Genomic DNA, 19,892 nt, shown 5'->3' with positions numbered 1-19,892 from the left:
ACGGGAAAGCAAAACCCGCCGCCGCGAATATAGGCAGCCGAAAACCAAGTGACTTTGGTCAGCCGCGAGAACTGGAAAGCCCGATTGTTTGAGCGCGGGGCGGTTGCTAGGCTTTTGTGCCCGCATTGGTTTTTCCAAATTCACCAGGGCATTTGATCTTTGTGGACCCAGGAGGTTCGGCCATGGCCCTCAATGCTTTGGACGCCGTCAAGCGCGTCGCTCCGCGTGCCGCACAGAACTATTTGCTGGCCTTGCGCGACGGGGCCGCGCTGTTCGAGCGGCACGGCATCACCACCGGCTTGCGCATGGCGCATTTCCTGGCCCAGGCGCTGCACGAGACGGGCGGCTTCACGGTGCTGCGGGAGAACATGAATTACGGCTCAGCGTCGCGGCTGTTCGAGATTTTTGGCGTCAACCGCCACTCGGCGGCCCTTACGCGCGACGAGGCGCAGCGCCTGGCCGGCCACCCCGAGGAGATTGCCGAGCGCGTCTACGGGCTGGGCAATGCGCGCAAGTCGCGCGAGCTGGGCAACCTGCAGCCGGGCGACGGCTTCAAGTTTCGCGGCAACGGCGTGCTGCAGACGACCGGCCGGCTCCATCACCGCCGCCTGGGCAATGCCTGCGGGGTGGATTTCGAGAGCCACCCGGATCTGGTGACGGCGCCTGAGCACGCCTTGAAGCCCGCGCTGCAGGAGTGGAGCGAGGGCGGGCTCAACGCGCTGGCCGACCGCAACGACCTGCGCGGCATCACGCGGCGCATCAATGGCGGCTTCAACGGGTTCGAGGACCGCCAGCTCTGGTTCGACAAGCTCTGGCCGCTGTTCAAGGACCCGGCGGCCCCGTCCGAGGCTTGGGCCGCGGCCGATGCCGACGAGCAGGTGCGCCAGCTTCAAACCGCCCTCAACGACCTGGGCGCCGACCCGCGCCTGGAGGTGGACGGCCGCTACGGGCCGGCCACGCGGCGCGCGGTGCGGGAGTTCCAGGCCGTGGCCGGGCTGGACGTGGACGGCATCGCCGGGCCGCTCACGCGCGCGCAGATCGAAATGCGCCTGGCGGTGACGCGCGGGGGGCAGTGACCGGGATTGAATAATGATTGTTTTTCTTGATATTTTTTAAATACTGAAGCCTGCGCCTAGTGCGCAGGTTTTGTTTTTAATTCAAAGATTTCTTGAATATTCGCTGAGCACCGTTTCAACGGCAATATTCCGCAAACCGGGGCGCACGGCGCCTATCCCGATTCACCCCGCCACCTCGCCGGTCTCGCCCCGAGCGAGGGCCAATTGCCTGTCCAGCCCGCGCAGGAAGGTTTGCACCTCTATGGGCTTGCTCCAGAAGTCGTCGAAGCCGCTGGCGCGGGCGCGCTCGACGTTGGCGGGCATGGCGTCGGCCGTCAGCGCCACGCAGCGCAGCGAGCGCGTGGCCGGGTCGGCGCGCAGTTGGGCCAGCACCTCGTGGCCGCTCATGTCCGGCAGGTTCAGGTCGATGAGCACCAGCGCGGGCTGCTCGGCGCGCACCGCCGCCAGGCCGGAAGTCCCGTCCGGCGCCACCCGCAGCACGCAGTCCGGCCGCAGCCCCATGATGTGCTGCACCAGCAGCGCGTTGACGGGCTCGTCCTCGATGTAGAGCACCAGCGGCTTGCCGCGCTCCCGCGGCGGGGGCACGGCCGGCTCCACGGCCGTCTTGGGCTGCGGCGGAACTGCAGGTGCAGGTGCAGGTGCAGGCGCGAACGACGGTACGGCCGCAGGCGCGGCCAGCGACAGCGGCGGCGGTGCCGGCGTGGGCGTGGCTACCGGCAGCTCCAGCGTGAAGACGCTGCCGCCGCCCTCGCGCCGCGCGGCGTGCAGGCTGCCGTGCATGAGCTGCGCCAGTCGCTGGGCGATGACCAGGCCCAGACCCGTGCCCTCTATGCCCATGCGCTCGGCTCCCAAGCGGTTGAAGGGTTGGAAGAGCTGGCCGATCTGCGCCTCGCTCAGGCCAATGCCCGTGTCCTCCACGGCGATGGCCACGCGCGCGGCGCCGGCCGGGCGGATCGTGAGCCGCACCCAGCCGCCGCGGCGGTTGTACTTGACGGCGTTGCTCAGCAGGTTGATGAGCACCTCGCGCAGCCGCGTGGCGTCGGCCTGCACCGCCGAGGTGTCCCGGGCCAGGTGCACGCGCAGCGCGACGTCGGCGGCGCGCGCCAGCGGCTCCAGCCCCTGCAGCACCTCCGCGGCCAGCGGCTGCAGCGCCACGGGCTCCAGCGACAGCCGCACCGTGCCGGCCTCGATGCCGTTGAGGTCCAGCATCTCGTTGATCATGGTCAGCAGGTGCTCGCCCGCGCCCTGGATCTGGCGCAGCCGCTGCGCCTGCACCGGCGGCAGCGGGGCCTGCAGGTCCAGTTGCATCATTTGCGCGAAGCCCAGGATGGCGTTGAGCGGCGTGCGCAGCTCGTGGCTGGTGCGGGCGAGGAACTCGCTCTTGGCGCGGCTGGCGCGCTCGGCGGCCTCGCGGGCGGCGCGGTCCTCCTCGGCGTGCTTGCGCTCGCTGATGTCGAGGTTGGTGCCGGCCATGCGCAGCGCGCGGCCCTGCGGGTCGCGCTCGACGACGCGGCCGCAGTCCAGCACCCAGCGCCAGGGGCCCGCACCCGTGCCCACGCGGTACTCGGCCACGTAGGCGGGCGAGCGGTTTTGCAGATGGGCGTCCAGCGCGGCCTGCATGGCGGCGCGGTCCTCGGGGTGGATGAGGCCTTTCCAGGTGGCCACGCTGGGCAGCGGGCTGGCGCCGGCACAGCCGCGCATGGCCAGCCAGTGGGCGTTCCAGGTCAGGGTGCCGGTGGCCACGTTCCAGTCCCACAGCCCCAGGTCGGCGCCGGCCAGGGCCAGCTCCAGCCGCTGCTCGCTGGCCTGCAGCGCGGCGTTGGCCGCGGCCAGCTCGGCCCGGCTCGCGTTCACGCGCGAGGCCAGTCGCTGGTGCCGGAGCGACTCGCGCCGCAGCAGCCGAAACAGCAGCAGGCTGGCCAGAGCGCCGCCCAGGAGCACCAGCCAAGGCGCCAGCAGCGGCACGCCACCGTGGCGGCCCGCCAGCCCGGCGTTGTCGCAGACGTACCAGGCCGTGCCGGCGCTCAGCGCCAGGCCCAGCGCCAAGACCAGCGATGCCAGCGGAACCGGCCGGGGCAAATCCGATGAAGGCATGGCGAAGGGTTGCGGTGATGCGGCGCGCGGCCGGTCCCGGAGCCGGCACGCAGGCGGCGTTTGCGTGGCTGGTGTTCGTACCACGTACGTGCGCGCGGGCCGCCGCGCAGGCGCATGGACGTGCACGTCATGATGGCTTGGCAGGCTTGATCCGCAACAAGCTTGCCGTCCCTGCAGGTTGCAAAGACCTGTCTTGTGCCAACAAGTGCACACCGCTGCCGGAATCACGATTCAACCCCATTACAGCCCTGGCCGAGATAACGCTTAAATACATGCACGGCAGCGCCAAACTCCTCTCCAGGCCGCTGACGTGACAGGTCCACCAAAAGAAAGGAGGCTCCCAGACGATGTCAGGCGATACAGCTCCCAAGGATTTGCCGATCGTGAAATCCCCTTCCCCAATGAATTAAGGCCTTATCAGCCTTCTGCAGTTCGATCGGTATTTTCATCACGGTAGACCGCGCCCGCTCGGGGCCGGCATCCGCGCATGTCGTAACGGCAACTCCCTCCAGGCGCCGGTATTTTCGACAATTCTCAGGGCTTTCCGTCCTGGCGCTTCACGGATGCCATTCCAAGCAGGACAGTCCAACCCTAAGTCAAACGGCGCCTCTGGCGCCGTTTTATTTGCCAATTACTGGCCCACTGCAGGGCCGACGGTCATGAAGCACTTGCTGCTGGGTTTGTCCATTTGGTTTTCAGTGGCCTACAACACCGCCTCGGTCTGCGCCGACGTGGTTGGAGACATATTGAGCCAGGTCAATACCCAGGTGGAACAGGTACTGCGCCCCCGGCACTGAGGCGGCCCCTGCCCCGCCCGCCGTGGCCGCCACGCCGGCCCTGGAGCGATGTCGGCTTTGATTTTTCTTCCGTGAATTTTTCATGCTTGGGCTAAACTGCATGTTGCCATGTGCCGAAAATATCATTGGCACGGTTCTTCGCATAAATTCAAGAAAAATCATGACACGCCAAGGCGATGCCCCCAAAGTGGCAATCTACTGGGATTTCGAAAATCTGCACGCCATTCTGGCCAACCTGGCCTATGGCGAAAATGCCTACCGAGAAAACAGATTCACCATTCAGCCGCCGCTGATCAACATCAAGCCCATTCTCGATTATGCATCGTCTTTCGGCGACATCATCATCAATCGGGCCTACGGCAACTGGCAGTGGTTTTCAAAATACCGTGAAGACTTGAACCAGGCCGGCATAGATCTGATTCAGATTTTCCCGCGCGGCCAGGGCATGAAGAACAGCGCGGACATCCGGTTGACGGTGGACGCACTGTCGGACGTTTATACCCATACTCACATCAGCCACGTGGTGGTGGTTTCATCGGACAGCGATTTCATTGCCCTGTCGCAGCGCATCAAGCAAACCGGCCGGTTCGTGGCCGGCATAGGCGTGGAGGGTTTGAGCAACCGCTTCTGGATATCGTCCTGCAACGATTTCAAGTTTTACCAGCACCTGGCCCCAACCCGGACCATGGAGCCGCCGATCCCTGTTCAGACGGCTGCCGCCGAGCCGCCGCCGCTGGTGCTGATTTTGCCCGCGCCCCAGGTGGAAGGCGGCAGCCTGAGTTTCGAGGAAGCGCGCGACGCCCTGCACCGCGCCCTGCGCCAACTGGTGGAGCGCCGCGGCGTGAATTACGTGCCCAAGGCCACGCTCAAACACAGCCTCAAGCGGCTGCTGCCCGTGTTCGACGAGGTTTTGCTGGGCTTCCAGAATTTCACCGAGTTTCTGGGCCACTGCGAAGACGTCGTGCGCACGGTGGACAACGACAGCGGGGGGCATGTGGCCTTGGTGGGGTATGAGGCGGCGGTGGATTTCAATGGCGCCGTTCCATCCACGACCCCCATGCCCGCAGAAAATACACAGGCGGTGACGGCAGAAGAGGTTTGAGAAACGTGGCCTGCCGGCATGTTCGAAATACCACATTCGCCATCAAACCTCCCCCACGATCCGCGCCAGCCGCTCCCCCAGCTTTTCCGTGCTGAGTTGTTCGCGCCAGCGCTCCACCATCAGCGGCACGGCAAAGGGGCTGGGCTCCTGTAAATCCACCAGCACCACGCGCTGCGTGGACAAGCGCTGCAGCGTCCGGCGCAGGCGATTGATTTCCAGCTCCTGCGCCAGCGCTTCGTTTTTCGCCTGGGCGAGCAGGAGATTGTCCGGGTCGTATTGCCGGAACACGTCGAAAAACAGCCCGCTGGAGGCCTGCAGTTGGCGCGCGCTCTTGGCCGCGCCGGGATAGCCGCCAAACACCAGCCCCGCCACGCGGGCAATTTCCCGGAAGCGCCGCTGCGCCAGTTGCCGCGCGTCCAGGCTGGCCAATAAATCCGCCTCCAGGCGGTCGCAGGCGAATGCCGATCCGTCCAGCAGCGGCGCAATGTCCACCGGCAGCGCGCTGAGCAATTCCAGCCCGTGGTCGTTCACCGCCAGCGAAAAGGTGTTGGCTTGAAGCTGCGCCAGCCGCCAGGCCAGCAGCCCCGCCAGCCCCAAATGCACGGGCCCGCCCGCGAAGGGGTACAGCCACAAGTGAAAACCTTCGCGCGATTTGTGGCGCTCCACCAGCAATTCGCCCGCACCCGGCAAGCGGGAAACCGTTGCCTGCAATTCCAGCATGGGCCGCGCGGCACGCAGCTCCGGTTCCTTGTAAATACCCTGCCCCGCCTCGTGCATCAATTCGAGCAGGGCGCCGGCCAATTCGTCGGACAAGGCCATGCGCGTGCCGGACCAAACCGGCATGCGGCCGGATTTCCTGGTGGCGCGGGTGACATAGGCCGTCAAATCCCGCACGCGCACAAATTCCAGCAAACGCCCGCCAAACCAGAAGCAGTCGCCCGGCGCCAAGCGTGAAATGAAACTTTCGTCCACCGTGCCCAGCGAGGCGCCGCCCACCATCTGCAGCCGCATGGTGGTTTCGGAAACGATGGTGCCCACCTGCAGCCGGTGCCGGTGCGCAATGCCGCGGTCCGTCACGCGGAATTTCCCGTCCACAACCTGCAGCCGGTGGTATTGCGGGTAGGCAGCCAGGCTCGCCCCGCCTTGCCCGGCGAAGGCCAGCGCCCAATCGAATGCCTCGCGCTTGAGCTCCCGATAAGCCGGGGCGCTGCGCACCTCCTCGTACATCGCAGGCGCGGCCCAAGTGCCGTCGGCCTGCGGTTCGGCGTCGAAGCCGCCGCCCAGCGCCACCGTCACCAGGTGCTGCACCAGCACGTCCATGGGTTGATCCGGGCTGCGGCGCGACTCGATGTCGCCGGCCAGCGCGGCGCGGCGCAGGGCGGCGGCCTCCAGCAGCTCAAAGAGCTGCGTGGGCACCAGCGTGGCCCGGCTGGCGCGCCCCGGCGCGTGGCCGGAACGGCCCGCGCGCTGCAGCAGCCGCGCCACCCCTTTGGGGCTGCCTATCTGCAGCACGCGCTCCACAGGCAAGAAGTCCACGCCCAGGTCCAGCGAGGAGGTGGCCACCACGGCCTTGAGCTTGCCCTCCTTGAGGCCCTGCTCCACCCACTCGCGCAGCGAGCGGTCCAGCGAGCCGTGGTGCAGCGCGATGAGGCCGGCCCAGTCCGGCCGCGCGTCCAGCAGCCGCTGGTACCAGGCCTCGGCCTGCGAGCGCACGTTGGTGAAGACCAGCGAGGTGGCGGCCGACTCGATCTCGCGCACCACCGGCTCCACCATGCGCGCGCCCAACTGCCCGGGCCAGGTGTAGCGGGCGGCGCCGGCGGGCAGCAGCGTGTCCAGCACCAGGCGCTTGGGCACGCGGCCGCGCACCAGGCGTCCGCCGCCGGCGCCCACCAGGGTGTCCATGGCCTCGTCCAGGTTGCCCAGCGTGGCGCTCAGGCCCCAGGTGGCCAGCGCGGGCTGCCAGCGCCGCAGCCGCGCCAGCGCCAGTTGCACCTGCACGCCGCGCTTGCTCCCTATGAGCTCGTGCCATTCGTCCACCACCACGGTGTGCACGCCGCCCAACTCCGCGTGCGCGTCGGCGCGCGTGAGCAGCAGGCTCAGGGATTCCGGCGTGGTCACCAGCGCCTGGGGGCGCTGGCGGTCCTGGCGGGCGCGCTCGGCGCTGGAGGTGTCGCCCGTGCGCTGCCCCAGGGCGAAATCCGGCGCCAGGGCGGGCAGCACCTGTGCCAGCGCCCGTGCCGTGTCGCTGGCCAGGGCGCGCATGGGCGTGATCCACAACACCTGCAGCCCGCGCGCGGCCGTGCGCCGCTGCAGCGCCCCGAACCAGACGGCGTAGGTCTTGCCGGCGCCCGTGGTCGCGTTGAGCAGGCCGCTTTCGCCCGCGGCCATGGCGCGCCAGACCTCGCGCTGGAAGGCAAAGGGCTTCCAGCCCCTTTCGGCGAACCAGGCCTCGGCGGCGGCCAGGGCGGCGGTGGCGGCGCGTTGGGCGCGGGGCACGTCGCGGACGGTTGGGCCGCGTCAGCCCTTGAGCGGCGTGGCCGTCCAGCCGTAGGCGCGCTCCACGCGGGCCACGCGCAGCTCGTAGGCGGCGTACCAGTCGCTGCGGCCGCTCTCGCGCGCTACCTCGTGCTCGGCGTGGCGGCGCCAGGCGGCGATGGACTCCAGATCGCGCCAGTAGGAGACGGTGATGCCCAGGCCGTCGTCGCCGCGCGCGCTTTCAATGCCCAGGAAACCCGGCTGCGCCGCGCCCAGCTCCACCATGCGTTGCGCCATGGCCTCGTAGCCGTGGTCGCCGCCGGTGCGCAGCGAGGAAAAGATCACCGCGTAGTACGGCGGCTCAGGCAAGCGGGCGAAGCTGGGTGAGGTCATGTTCTTGCTCAAGTCGGCGGTGGCGCGATGGCGCCGCGAAGCGCGGCGGGGCTTCATGCGTACACGGTGCGAGCATGCCGCAAGCCGGTGCTCCCACGGAGCACGCCGCGTGCAGCACGCCACCCCGCCGTTGCCGCCCAACCCACACCGACCAGGAGACGAACGATGCGAGTCCTTGCCCCCGCCCTGCTGCTGTCCACCGCGCTGCTGTCCGCCTGTGCCCAAAGCCCCCAAAGTCCCCAAGGCGGCGGCGGCGGCGGCGCCGCCGCCGGCTCGCAGTTGGGCTTTTTCGTCACCAGCACGGGGCTGGGCCGCGGCGCGGACCTGGGCGGCCTGGCCGGCGCAGACAAGCACTGCCAGGCGCTGGCCGAGGACGTGGGCGCGGGCGGGCGCACCTGGCGTGCCTACCTCAGCACCAGCGCCAGCGACGGCACACCCGCCGTCAACGCCCGCGACCGCATCGGGGCGGGCCCTTGGCGCAACGCCAAGGGCGTGGTGATCGCCGACAGCGTGGCGCAACTGCACCAGGACAACCGCCTGACCAAGCAGACCGCGCTCACCGAGAAGGGCGAGGTGGTCAACGGCCGCGGCGACACGCCCAACATGCACGACGTGCTCACGGGCACGCAGTCCGACGGCACGGCCTACCCGGCCGGCGCCAACGACATGAGCTGCCGCAACTGGACGCACAGCGGCGAGGGCGCGGCCATGGTGGGCCACAGCGACCGCACGGGGCTGGACGACAGCGCCGCCGCCAAGTCCTGGAACACCTCGCACCCCACGCGGGGCTGCAGCCAGGACGCGCTCAAGGGCACCGGGGGGACGGGGCTGTTCTATTGCTTTGCGGCGAAATGAGGGGGCGGCGCCTTGGCCAGCCTGGCGGTCAAAGCGCCACGCACCCAGATCCGTCATGCCCGCGAAAGCGGGCATCCACGAACACCAAAACATGTCTTTCGAACGGCATCGCCCAAGACAGGCGTCGGCACGCCAGCACCCCGGCCGGCGTGGATGCCCGCTTTCGCGGGCATGACGACGTAGAGCGCGGAGCGCACTGGCTCGCGGGATGCGCCCAATGCAAAAACCCGGCCCTGGCGCTCGCTCACCCCCTGCCCGCCAGCCCCGCGATGATCTTTTCCAGCGCCTGCAGCTCCACCGGCTTGACGAGGTGGGCATCGAAACCGGCCTCCTGCGAGCGCTGGCGGTCGGCGGCCTGGCCCCAGCCGGTGACGGCCACCAGCAGCGCGCGGCGCGCCCAGGGCTGCTGGCGCACGCGGCGGCAGACCTCGCAGCCGTCCATGCCGGGCAGGCCCAGGTCCAGCAGCATCACGTCGGGCTGCAGCCGCGCCGCGGCCTCCAGGCCCTGCGGGCCGTCGTAGGCGGTGTGCGCCTCGTGGCCGCCCAACTGCAGCAGCATGGCCAGGCTGTCGGCGCTGTCGGCGTTGTCGTCCACGATCAGGATGCGGCGGCCCTGCGGCGGCGCCTCTCCAGGCTGCGCCCCATCGGTCGGGGAAGCGGACGGGACATCGTGTTGGTCAAGCATGTCAGGCGCGGTGATGCGTTCCAAAAAGTGGATGTGAACGTGGGCGGGAGCGTGGAACTCGTCTTGGGCGAGTCCAGTTGGGTCCGGCAAGCCCCCGGACAAGGGTGAACCGGCCCCAGTGTGTTTGAAAGCGTGTCGGCGCCGGAGCGCGAAGCCGCCAGCACCGCCCCAGGGCGCAACGCGCGGCCCGGTGGGGGCCGCGGTTAGGCCCAGCAGGCAACGGGGACGGGACGTGCGTTGTCACGCCGGCAAGACTTCCTGGAGCACGGCCGCCACTATCCCACACGACCCGCTCGGGCAAGGAGAGCGCTTGCATCCGGCAGCCCGGTGCGCTGCGTATCTCCAGGCCAACACGCCAGCGCCCAAGCGAAACACCCCATGCCCGTCTGCCCAAGAAGGAGAGCCGCACCCAACGCCTGCCGCGACCCGCCGCGGGGCGGCCGCCCACGGCGAGTGCCGCCGCCTCCCCAGCTCCAGGAGTGACGCCCATGACCCGTCCGCCCCCCCTCCGCCGCGCCCCCGCGCTTTCTCCACCGGCGGCCCGCACCGGCCCTGGCCTTTCGCACGGGCTGCCGGTGCTGCTGGCGCTGGTGGCTGCCGCCGTGCCCGCGGCAGCCGCGCCGCTGCTGCCGGCCAGCGACGCCCAAGTGGTGCAGCGCCTGCCCGCGCGGCTGCTGCCGGCACCGGCGCGGGGCGGCGCCCCGGCCGCCATGGTGCCGGCACAGGCCGTGGAGGCGGCGCGGCACCTGATGGAGCAGGCGCGGCGCGAGGGCGATCCGCGCCCGGCCGGCCAGGCGCTGGCGCTGCTGGCGCCCTGGCGCGAAGCGGCCGACGCGCCGGCGCCGGTGGTCGTCATGCTGGCCACGGTGGAGCAGTACCTGCACGACTTCGAGGGCGCGGCGCGGCGGCTGCAGGCCCTGCTGGCGCGCGACCCCCAACAGCCCCAGGCGCTGCTGACGCTGGCCACGCTGCGCCGGGTGCAGGGGCGGCTCACCGAGTCCGACGCAGCCTGCCAGGCGCTGGCCGCCACGCGCGCGGCCCCGCTGCACGCCCGCGCCTGCCAAGCCGAGAACGATGGCTTACGCGGCCACTTCGACCAGGCCCGCGCCAGCTTTGAAGCGCTGCTGCTGGAAGCGGGCGGCGACGCTTCGCTGCGCGGCTGGCTGCTGACTTCCCTGGGCGAGCTGCAGGCGCGCGCGGGCGAGGCGGCACAGGCGGAACAAAGCCTGCGCGCCGCGCTGCAGGCGCAGCCGGACGGCTACACCGCCCTCGCCCTGTCCGACCTGCTGCTGGCCCAGGGCCGCGGCGCCGAGGTGCCCGCCTTGCTGCGCCACGAACCGCGCAGCGAGGGCGTGCTGTTGCGGCTGGCGGCGGCGGAGAGCGCATCGGCCGACGGCGAGGGACCCGCCGGCACCGAGCTGCGCGAGCGCCTGGCGCAGGCGGCGCTGCGGCCGGGCGCCTCGCTGCTGGACGCGCGCGAGCGCGCGCTGTTCGAGCTGGACGTGCGGCGCGCCCCCCACGCCGCCCTGGCCGCGGCGCGCGACAACGTGACGCGCCAGCGCGAGCCGCTGGACCTGCTGCTGCTGGCCCGCGCCGCCCGCGCCACGGGCGACACCGCCGCCATGGCGCAGACTCACGCCCTTTTGGCGCAGGTTGGGCTGCGGGACAGGCGGATTGAGAAGGTGCTGCAGAAATAAGCGGCTTTGGGAGAAAACATGAATTTGATCGATGCGGGCACGCTTATTTGCCGGCCGCCAGCTACCACGCCGTCATGCCCGCGAAAGCGGGTATCCACGCCGCCCGGGATGCTGGCACGACGACGCTGGCCCAAAGCAATGCAATTCATAAGACATACCTCGGCATTCGTGGATGCCCGCTTTCGCGGGCATGACGAAATAGGAAGCAATTCTTTTAAAAGACTCTTTATTCAAATTCTCCCCCTGCTTTTCATCCTCATTTTCTTTACTCCCGCCCAAGCCCACCAATCCAGCGACGCCTATTTGCAGCTTCAAACCCGTTCCACCGGCGTCGAAGTGCGCTGGGACGTGGCCTTGCGCGACCTGGACAACGCCCTGCCGCAACTGGATGCGGACGGCAACCGCGAGCTGACCTGGGGCGAGGTGCGCGCCGCCTGGCCCGCGCTGGTGGCGCATGCGCAGGCGCATTTGAAAATTCCCGGCTGCCCGCTGCAGCCCGCGGGCGAGCCTGCGCTGGAGCAGCGCAGTGACGGCGCCTACGCGGCGCTGCGCTTCACGGCCGCCTGCGCCCCGCCGCAGGGCCTGCCGCTGGAGTACCGGCTGTTCGCCGGGGTGGATGCGAGCCACCGCGGCATCGCCCGCATCACCCACCCGGACGGCCGCGTGGAAGTACGCGTGCTGGACCCGGGCGCGGACCCCGCCGCTGCAAGCGCCCCGGCGGGGGATGCGGCGCCCTCTGCCGCCACCGGCAGCTTCGTGCGCGAGGGCGTGCTGCACATCCTCACCGGCTACGACCACCTGCTGTTCCTGCTGTGCCTGCTGCTGCCGGCCGTGCTGCAACGCACGCCGCAGGGCTGGCGCCCGGTGGCCTCGGCGCGGCAGGCGCTGGCGCCCGTGGCGGCCACGGTGACGCTCTTCACCCTGGCGCACAGCCTGACGCTGGCGCTGGCCGCCCTGGGCCACGCGAACCTGCCGCCCACGGTGGTGGAGCCGGCCATTGCCGCCACCATCGCCGTGGCGGCGGTGGACAACCTGCGCGGCCTCTTCGGCCGCTGGCGCGGGGCGGTGACCTTCCTGTTCGGCCTGGTGCACGGCTTCGGCTTTGCCGGCGTGCTGCACGAGGTGGATTTGCCCACGCTGGATTTCGGTTGGGCGCTGCTGCGCTTCAACATCGGCCTGGAGCTTGGGCAACTGGCCATCGTGGCGCTGGTGGTGCCGCTGCTGTTCCTGGCGCGGCGGCGCGGCGGCTACGAGCGCTGGGTGCTGCACGGCGGCTCGGCCACCGCGATCGGCGTTGCGCTGCTGTGGTTCGTGGAGCGCACCACGGGCATGGGGCTGCTGCCGGTTTGAGCCTCGGCCCTGCTCACCCCCCGACGAACGAACCCCCATCCCTCCAAGGCCCGCCCTCCCCCGCGCGATTTTCCGAATCCATCCCGGTTCCTACAGTTCGCCCCCAGCACCAAACCGTGCCCTGCCGAATACCCGCTTCCTGGAGAACTGCAATGAACCGCATCGCCCTGACTCTTGCCGTGGCCGCCATTTCCCTGCTGTCGGCCTGCGCCAACCGGCCGGAATCCATTCACGCGTCCTACGTCTCGCACGAGAAATACACGCAATTGAATTGCAGCGAATTGGCGTCCAAAAAGGGCGACGTGCGCGCCGAGCTGGACAAGTATTCGCGGCTGCAGGATTCCAAGGCCAATACCGACGCGGTGGGCGTGTTTCTCCTGGCGCTGCCCTTCAGCAAATTGTCCGGCGACCACGAGGCGGACGTGGCACGGCTGAAGGGCGAGGTCGAGGCCATAGACACGGCCCAGGTGAAGAACCGCTGCAAGACGGTTTGAGGCGCCCTGCCCTCCGCCGTTCAAGTGCCGCTCAGGCGCCGACGATCCAGCCCTCCACCGGGTCGAATCCGGCGGGCAGCCCCCAGTGCGCCTGGCCGGCGGCCCACGCGGCCTGCAGCAGGCACAGCACGGCGTCCAGGCGGTCGCCGCTGGGGTCGGCGATGAGCGCGTCGTGCTGGGCCGGCGTCAGTTTCAAACGCAGGTTCAGCCGCGTGCGGTCCAACTCCAGCGCGGCGAGGATGTCCTTGCGCGCGATGAGCCGCTCGGCCGTCTGCTTGGCCGCGTCGTCGTTCTTGTAGGAGCGCCGGCCTATGAGCTCGCGCGCCAGCAGCCCCGGGTAGGCCTCCAGCGCCACGCGGGCCTTGTCGCCGTCGAGCAGGCCCGGCAGGTCCACGCCCGCGTCCAGCAGCAGCGGCACGCCGGCGTGCAGCATGTAGGCCACGGGCGGGTTCACCCACTTCATGGACGTGCTGGAGCCCGCCGGGCCGTCGGTGGCGCGGTGCGCGAACTTGTGGCCCACCGGCCGCGCGTTGCAGAAGGCGGCGAAGGTGTCGCGTATGGCTGGCCGCTCCAGGGCCGCGTAGTGGCGCATGAGCGCCAGCCACTGCGTGGGCCAGCCCAGGTGCTCGACCAGCTCGCGCGGCAGGCCGAAAGGAAAATCGAAGCCGCCCACCCAGGGCCCGGGCTGTTTCAACCACTGGCCGAAGCCCTCCAGCGTGTCGAAGCAGTGCAGCGCCTGCAGCTTGACGGTGGAGCCCGCCGCCAGGCCTTGTGCGACGACCACGGGCTTGCGGCGGGTTGGGCGGCTGGAGAAATCGACGCCTATGACTTCGCGGGGGGACATGGGCGGATTGTCGGCGGCGCCTGGGCGCCGCCGCAGCCGTGGCTCAAGCCACCGGCGCCGCCACCTTGGGCCGTCCCTCGCTGAAGAAGGCCAGCAGGTTGTCCAGCACCAGCGCGGCCATGGCTTGGCGCGTCTCGTGGGTGGCGCTGGCCACGTGGGGCAGCAGCACCACGTTGTCCAGCGCGAACAGCGCTTCAGGCACGCGCGGCTCGTCCACGTACACGTCCAGGCCCGCGCCGGCAATCGCCTTGTCCCGCAGCGCCTGGATCAGCGCCGGCTCGTCCACCACCGTGCCGCGGGCGATGTTGATGAGGAAACCTTGCGGGCCCAGCGCCTGCAGCACTTCGGCCGAGATCAGGCCCTGGCTCTCGGCGCCGCCGGCCGCGGCCACGACCAGGAAGTCGGACCACCGCGCCAGCTCCGTGAGGCTGGCCTCGTAGCCGAAGTCCACACCCTCGGCCGGGCGGCGGTTGTGGTAGCGGATCTCCATGTCGAAGCCGCTGGCCCGCTTCGCAATGGTGCGGCCGATGCGCCCCAGGCCCACGATGCCCAGCCGCTTGCCGCTCGCGCGCGTGGCCAGCGGGAACTTGTCGGTGAGCCAGGCGCCGCGGCGCACGAAGCGGTCGGCCTCGCTGGCGCGGCGGGCCACGTCCAGCAGCAGCGTGAAGGCGGTGTCGGCCACGCAGTCGTTGAGCACGTCCGGCGTGTAGCCCACGGGAATGCCGCGGCGCGCGGCGGCCTGCACGTCCACCTTGTCCAGGCCCACGCCGAAGCTGGAGATGACCTTGAGCGCGGACAGCGAATCCATCATCGCCGCGTCGATGCCCACGGCCGCCGAGGTCACGGCGGCGACGAACTCGCGGCCGTGCTCGGCAACGTAGGCCTGCGGGTTGGGCTGCTGCGCCAGCAGCACGAGGTCGAAGTGCGCGGCGAGCTGCTCCTCCAGCCAGGGCAGCAGGCGGCCGATCTGCAGGACGCGGGGCTTGTCTTGATCGCTCACGTTGCGGGTTCCTTTCATTCCATCTTCACGCCGCCCTGCGCCACCACCTTGGCCCAGTTGGCGCGCTCGCGCTCGAAGAAGCTGCTGAATTCCGTGGGCGACATGGTGTAGACCTCGGCACCCTGCGACGTCAGCCGCTGGCGCACCTCGGGCATGCGGATGATGCGGGTGAGCTCGGCCGACACCTTCTCCAACACCGCCTGCGGCGTGTTGGCGGGCATGAGCACGCCTTGCCAGGTGCCCGACTCGAAGCCCTTGACGCCCTGCTCCGCGATGGTGGGGACGTCAGGCAACAGCGCCACGCGCGTGGCCTTGGACACGCCCAGCACCTTGAGCTTGCCGGACTGGACGAAGGGCAGCGTGGCCAGCATGCCGTTCATCAGCACGTGGGCCTGGCCGGCCACGGTGTCGTTGATGGCCTGCGAGCCGCCCTTGTACGGGATGTACTCCCACTTGGCGCCGGTGGCCTTCTCCACCGCCACGCCGGCCACGTGCGGCGCGCTGCCGATGGCCGTCACGGCGAAGTCGATGCGCTGTTTCTTGGACAGCGCGACCAGCTCCTGCAGGTTGTTGGCCGGCACCGAGGGGTGCACCACCAGCAGGTGCGGCGAGTAGGCCAGCATGCCCACGCCCTTGAGGTCCTTGCTGGGGTTGAAGGGCAGCTTGGGATAGACCGAGGGCGTGATGGCCAGCGCGCCCACGTCGCACAGCAGCAGCGTGTGGCCGTCGTTGGCCTTGGCCACGAAGTCGGTGCCGGTGTTGCCGTTGGCGCCGGGCTTGTTCTCGATGATGACCGTCGTCTTGAGCGCTTCGGACAGCGGCTGGCTGATGGAGCGGGCAATGATGTCCGACGAGCCGCCCGGCGGGTACGGCACCACGATGCGCAGCGGCTTCGTGGGCCAGGCCTGGGCATGGGCAGCGGGGACGGCGAGCACGGCCAGCGCGGCGGCGGCCAGGGCGTGGAAGGAATGTCTGCGGTTCATGTGCAATCTCCTGCGGCGGGGTCACGGGCAAAAAAAGTCCCGTCATGCCCGCGAAAGCGGGCATCCACGGATGCCGGGGCGGTTCCCCGGCGGGGCAAAAGAAGGCCGGCCCAAAGGGCCGGCTCCACGTCACTCGATCTTGATGTTGGCCGCCTTGACGAGCTGGGCCCACTTGGCGACTTCGGCCTTCTGGAAGGTGGTGAACTGCTCGGCCGTCATCTGGCCCGGCTCCATGCCCAGCTTGGCCAGGCGCTCCTTGACGTCCGGCTGGGCCAGGATCTTGTTGACCTCGTCATGCAGCCGCTGCTGTATGGCCTTGGGCGTGCCGGCGGGGGCGAAGATGGCCTGCCAGGACATCACCTCGTAGCCCGGCACGGTCTCGGCCACGGTGGGCACATTGGGCATGTTCGAGAGGCGCTTGGGCGAGGTCACGGCCAGCGCGCGCAGCTTGCCGGACTCGATGTGCGGGCCGGCGACGACGGTGGTGTCGAACATCATGTCCACCTGGCCGGCCATGACGTCCTGGATGGCGGGGGCGCTGCCCTTGTAGGGGATGTGGTCGATGTTGATGCCGGTCTTGAACTTCAGCAGCTCCAGCGCCAGGTGCTGCGAGGTGCCGTTGCCGGCGGAAGCCGAGGTCATGGGCTTCTTGGCCTTGCCGGCGTTGATGACGTCGGCCACGGTCTTGTAGGGGCTGTCCTGGCGCGTCACCAGCACCACGGGGTTGGTGCCGATCAGCGCGATGGGCGCGAAGGACGTGACCGGGTCGTAGCCCAGCTTGGGGTAGAGGCTGACGTTGATGGCGTGCGAGCTGATGGTGCCGCCCAGCAGCGTGTAGCCGTCCGGCGCGGCGCGCGAGACCTGCTCCGAGCCCACGCTGCCGCCGGCGCCGGCCTTGTTGTCCACGATCACCGTGGTGCCCAGCGCCGGGCCCAGCTTCTGCGCGATCAGCCGCGCCAGGATGTCGCTGGTGCCGCCCGCGGGGAAGGCGACGATGTAGGTGATGGGTTTTGACGGCCACTTGTCCTGCGCCTGCGCGGCGGGGATGGCGGCGGTGAAGGCCAGGGCGGCCAGGGCCAGGGTTCTGCGGGTGCGGTTCATCGTTTGTCTCCTTGTGGTTGGTCGTAAGCCGGCACGCACCGCTTACCGATTCGTCATTCCCGCGAAGGCGGGAATCCAGGCGGCCCCCAAGCAGGCCGCAAGCGAAAGGGGTGGTGTGCCGAGGTTTGAGAGTCGTGGCGCCGGCTTGGCCTCTGGCGCTCCAGCGTGGGGCCGCCTGGATTCCCGCCTTCGCGGGAATGACGAAGGAGTGGGCGGGCCGCCTTGGCTGACGGGATACGGACAGCTCACGAAGCCACTCCCGCCGCGCCCAGCCTCACCAACTGCCCGGCCTCCAGCTCTTGCAGCCGGTTGATGCCCAGCAGTCCCATGTCGGCCTGGATCTCGGCGCGCAGCAGGTGCAGTGCGTGCGCGACGCCGGCCTGGCCGCCCACGGCGGCGGCGTAGTTCATGGGACGGCCTATGAAGACGGCGCGCGCGCCCAGCGCCAGCGCCTTGAGCACGTCGGTGCCGCGCCGGAAGCCGCTGTCGGCCATGACGGTCATGGGCCCCGCGGCCTCGGCAATGGCCGGCAGCACGCGCAGCGGGCTCACCGCGCCGTCGAGCTGGCGCCCGCCGTGGTTGGAGACGATCACGCCGTCCACCCCGGCCTCGCGCGCGAGCCTGGCGTCGGCCGGGTGCAGCAAGCCCTTGAGCACCAGCGGGCCGTCCCAGCGGCGGCGTATGTCCTTGAGCGCGTCCCAGTCCAGGTGCTCGCGGCCGGAGAAGTCGCGCGTGACGTCGCGCGCCACCAGCGGCGCGCCGCGCTCGGCGCCCACGTTCTCGAAGTGCGGCATGCCGTGCTTGAGCAGCGTGCGGGCGAAGGTGCCCACCGCCCAGCGCGGGTGCGTGAGGCCGTCCCACAGCAGCCGCAGGTCCGGCCGCAGCGGCGTCTTGAAGCGGTTGCGCACGTTGTTCTCGCGGTTGGGCACCACGGCGGAATCGATGGTGACCACCAGCACCGGCGCGCCCGCGGCCTTCACGCGCGCCACCAGCCGCGCCGTGGCCTGCGGGTCGCGGCCCAGATAGGCCTGGAACCAGGTGCCGGGGGCCTGCGCCAGCACCTCTTCCATGCGGATCAGCGAGGAGCTGCTGAGCACCATGGGCACGCCCGCGGCCCGCGCGGCGCGCGCCTGCGCCAGGTCGCCCCGGTAGGCCGTGAGCGCGCTGATGCCCATGGGCGCGATGCCGAACGGCGACGCGTGGCGCGTGCCGAACAGCTCCATCGACTGCTCGCGCCGCGCCACGTTCACCAGCATGCGCGGGATGAAAGCCAGCTCGCCGAAGGCCGCGCGGTTGTCGCGCAGCGAGGCGTTGGTTTCCGTGGCCCCCGAGACGTAGCCGAACAGCGGCCGCGGCAGCCGGGCGCGGGCGGCGGGCTCGAAGTCGTCCAGGCAAAGAAAACGCTGCAGCGCCCGCGGCGCCACGTAGGCCGCTTGGGCGGCGCGCGGCGGCGCCACGGCGGGTTCCACCGGCGTGGCGTCGTGGGCCTGCTTGGGCATGGAGACGGCCATGGGGCTGCTGCGGCGTCGCTGTGGTGGGGTTGCGGGGACTATTTCGCGGGCGCGTCGATGACGATGGCCCGGAAGTCGTTGACGTTGGTGAGCGTGGGCCCGGTGATGACGGCGTCCCCCAGGGCCTGGAAGAAGCCGTGGCCGTCGTTGTCGTCCAGGCTGGCGCGGGGGTTGATGCCCTGCGCCCAGGCGCGCTCCAGGGTGTTGGGCGTGATGCAGGCGCCGGCGATTTCCTCCACGCCGTCCACGCCGTCGGTGTCGCCGGCCAGGGCGTGCACGCCGCGCAGGCCGTCCAGCGCCACGGCCAGGGACAGCAGGCACTCCACGTTGCGCCCGCCGCGGCCCTGGCCGCGCAGGGTGACGGTGGTCTCGCCGCCGCTGAGCAGCACGCAGGGCGCCTGGAAAGGTTGGTCGCGCAGCGCCACCTGGCGCGTGATGCCGGCCAGCACCTTGCCCACGTCGCGGGCCTCGCCTTCCAGGCTGTCGCCCAGGATGTAGGGCGTGAGGCCCGCCTCGCGCGCCACCTGCGCGGCGGCCTCCAGCGCCATTTGTGGGGCGGTGATGATGCGGGTTTCGACACGCTGCAGCCGCGCGTCGTCCGGCTTGACGCTTTCGCTTTCGTCGCGGCTCAGCCACTCGCGCACGGCGGCCGGGACCTCGATGCGGTAGCGCTCGATGATGGCCAGCGCGTCGGCCCGCGTGGTGGGGTCGCCCACCGTTGGGCCGGAGGCGATGTCCATGGGGTTGTCGCCCGGGACGTCGGAGATGAGCAGCGTCAGCACTTGGGCCGGATGGCAGGCGGCCGCGAGGCGCCCGCCCTTGACGGCCGAGAGGTGGCGGCGCACGCAGTTCATCTCGGAGATGGAGGCGCCGCTGGCCAGCAGCGCCTTGTTCACGGCCTGCTTGTGCTCCAGCGTCAGGCCCGGCGCCGGGCCCACCAGCAGCGAGGAGCCGCCGCCGGAAATGAGGGCGATGACGAGGTCGTCGGCGGTGAGGCCGGTGACCAGCTCCCGGATGCGCTCGGTGGCGCGCAGCCCGGCAGCGTCGGGCACGGGGTGGGCGGCCTGCACGATCTCGATGCGCTCGCACGGCACCTCGTAGCCGTAGCGCGTGACCACCAGGCCTTGCAGCGGGCCGTCCCAATGCTCCTCCAGCGCGCGCGCCATGGCGGCGGAGGCCTTGCCGGCACCGATCACGAGGGTGCGGCCTTTCGGCTTGCCCGGCAGGTGCGGCGGCAGGCACAGCGCAGGCTGCGCGGCGGCGATGGCCGCGTCGAACATCTGGCGCAGCAGGGGGCGGCGGTCGGGGGTGGTCATGCGAACAATCCTTGGTCGGTCGAGGGCCTCAACTGTCGTGCAGGCGCGGGGACGTGGGGCGGAGGCGATTGCCGGTAGTGCGGAGCGCCACCGGGCACAAGAGGACACCCTTGTTTGTG

At 70.1% G+C, this 19,892-nt stretch carries 17 protein-coding genes; 7 read left to right on the top strand and 10 right to left on the bottom strand.

What is annotated here, in order from left to right; translation table 11 throughout:
• The first annotated feature begins 182 nt into the window (after positions 1-182).
• A complete protein-coding gene (locus ALA01S_RS13280; protein WP_066337137.1) occupies positions 183-1,076 on the top strand; it encodes a peptidoglycan-binding protein in 894 nt (297 codons plus the stop codon).
• Between the two features lie 162 nt (positions 1,077-1,238).
• Here the strand turns inward: ALA01S_RS13280 and ALA01S_RS13275 are convergent, their stop codons facing one another.
• On the bottom strand, positions 1,239-3,170 hold the full coding sequence (locus tag ALA01S_RS13275) for a hybrid sensor histidine kinase/response regulator (RefSeq protein WP_157118981.1): 1,932 nt from the start codon (positions 3,168-3,170) through the stop codon (positions 1,239-1,241).
• 659 nt (positions 3,171-3,829) lie between these two features.
• Between ALA01S_RS13275 and ALA01S_RS32960 the strand changes: the two genes are divergently transcribed.
• Positions 3,830-3,967, top strand: a complete 138-nt coding sequence (locus ALA01S_RS32960) for a hypothetical protein (protein ID WP_157118980.1) — start codon at positions 3,830-3,832, stop codon at positions 3,965-3,967.
• A gap of 160 nt (positions 3,968-4,127) precedes the next feature.
• Positions 4,128-5,069 carry an NYN domain-containing protein gene (locus tag ALA01S_RS13270; protein WP_066337134.1) on the top strand — a complete coding sequence of 314 codons (942 nt, stop codon included), beginning with the start codon at positions 4,128-4,130 and terminating at the stop codon, positions 5,067-5,069.
• A gap of 42 nt (positions 5,070-5,111) precedes the next feature.
• On the opposite strand, the gene ALA01S_RS13265 is transcribed toward ALA01S_RS13270, so the two are convergent.
• Both ALA01S_RS13265 and ALA01S_RS13260 read right to left on the bottom strand, forming a co-directional pair.
• On the bottom strand, positions 5,112-7,565 hold the full coding sequence (locus tag ALA01S_RS13265; protein WP_066337131.1) for a ligase-associated DNA damage response DEXH box helicase: 2,454 nt from the start codon (positions 7,563-7,565) through the stop codon (positions 5,112-5,114).
• Positions 7,566-7,586: 21 nt separating this feature from the next.
• Entirely contained in the window at positions 7,587-7,937 is a 351-nt protein-coding gene (locus ALA01S_RS13260) for an antibiotic biosynthesis monooxygenase family protein (protein ID WP_066337202.1), read from the bottom strand.
• Positions 7,938-8,102: 165 nt separating this feature from the next.
• Between ALA01S_RS13260 and ALA01S_RS13255 the strand changes: the two genes are divergently transcribed.
• Positions 8,103-8,792: a hypothetical protein gene (locus ALA01S_RS13255; RefSeq protein ID WP_066337128.1), complete on the top strand. Its 690-nt coding sequence runs from the start codon at positions 8,103-8,105 to the stop codon at positions 8,790-8,792.
• A 244-nt stretch (positions 8,793-9,036) separates the two neighbouring features.
• On the opposite strand, the gene ALA01S_RS13250 is transcribed toward ALA01S_RS13255, so the two are convergent.
• Positions 9,037-9,477 (bottom strand): response regulator, encoded by a 441-nt coding sequence (locus ALA01S_RS13250; protein WP_084267519.1) that lies wholly within the window; start codon positions 9,475-9,477, stop codon positions 9,037-9,039.
• A 488-nt stretch (positions 9,478-9,965) separates the two neighbouring features.
• Between ALA01S_RS13250 and ALA01S_RS13245 the strand changes: the two genes are divergently transcribed.
• The 3 genes from ALA01S_RS13245 to ALA01S_RS13235 all read left to right on the top strand — a co-directional run bounded on the left by ALA01S_RS13245 (position 9,966) and on the right by ALA01S_RS13235 (position 13,018).
• A complete protein-coding gene (locus ALA01S_RS13245) occupies positions 9,966-11,174 on the top strand; it encodes a tetratricopeptide repeat protein (RefSeq protein ID WP_176579657.1) in 1,209 nt (402 codons plus the stop codon).
• Positions 11,175-11,477: 303 nt separating this feature from the next.
• Positions 11,478-12,524 (top strand): HupE/UreJ family protein, encoded by a 1,047-nt coding sequence (locus ALA01S_RS13240; protein WP_238455788.1) that lies wholly within the window; start codon positions 11,478-11,480, stop codon positions 12,522-12,524.
• 152 nt (positions 12,525-12,676) lie between these two features.
• On the top strand, positions 12,677-13,018 hold the full coding sequence (locus ALA01S_RS13235; protein WP_066337118.1) for a hypothetical protein: 342 nt from the start codon (positions 12,677-12,679) through the stop codon (positions 13,016-13,018).
• Positions 13,019-13,049: 31 nt separating this feature from the next.
• Here ALA01S_RS13235 and ALA01S_RS13230 read toward each other — a convergent pair whose 3' ends face one another.
• The 6 genes from ALA01S_RS13230 to ALA01S_RS13205 form a co-directional block, all read right to left on the bottom strand.
• Positions 13,050-13,862 carry a DUF429 domain-containing protein gene (locus ALA01S_RS13230; protein WP_066337110.1) on the bottom strand — a complete coding sequence of 271 codons (813 nt, stop codon included), beginning with the start codon at positions 13,860-13,862 and terminating at the stop codon, positions 13,050-13,052.
• A 43-nt stretch (positions 13,863-13,905) separates the two neighbouring features.
• The gene (locus tag ALA01S_RS13225) at positions 13,906-14,880 is read right to left on the bottom strand and encodes a 2-hydroxyacid dehydrogenase (protein WP_066337108.1); all 975 of its coding nucleotides are present in this window, start codon (positions 14,878-14,880) and stop codon (positions 13,906-13,908) included.
• The gene (locus ALA01S_RS13220; RefSeq protein ID WP_066337106.1) at positions 14,877-15,845 is read right to left on the bottom strand and encodes a Bug family tripartite tricarboxylate transporter substrate binding protein; all 969 of its coding nucleotides are present in this window, start codon (positions 15,843-15,845) and stop codon (positions 14,877-14,879) included. Before ALA01S_RS13220 ends, ALA01S_RS13225 begins: the two co-directional genes overlap by 4 nt.
• A gap of 129 nt (positions 15,846-15,974) precedes the next feature.
• Positions 15,975-16,946 (bottom strand): Bug family tripartite tricarboxylate transporter substrate binding protein, encoded by a 972-nt coding sequence (locus ALA01S_RS13215; protein WP_066337104.1) that lies wholly within the window; start codon positions 16,944-16,946, stop codon positions 15,975-15,977.
• A gap of 245 nt (positions 16,947-17,191) precedes the next feature.
• Complete coding sequence (locus ALA01S_RS13210) at positions 17,192-18,457, bottom strand: alpha-hydroxy acid oxidase (protein WP_373862992.1); 1,266 nt, start codon at positions 18,455-18,457, stop codon at positions 17,192-17,194.
• Positions 18,458-18,495: 38 nt separating this feature from the next.
• On the bottom strand, positions 18,496-19,773 hold the full coding sequence (locus ALA01S_RS13205; protein ID WP_066337102.1) for a glycerate kinase type-2 family protein: 1,278 nt from the start codon (positions 19,771-19,773) through the stop codon (positions 18,496-18,498).
• Positions 19,774-19,892 lie beyond the last annotated feature (119 nt).

Source organism: Azohydromonas lata NBRC 102462 (genome assembly GCF_001571085.1).
Taxonomy (GTDB): domain Bacteria; phylum Pseudomonadota; class Gammaproteobacteria; order Burkholderiales; family Burkholderiaceae_C; genus Azohydromonas; species Azohydromonas lata.
This window is presented reverse-complemented; position numbering and strand designations above follow the sequence as displayed.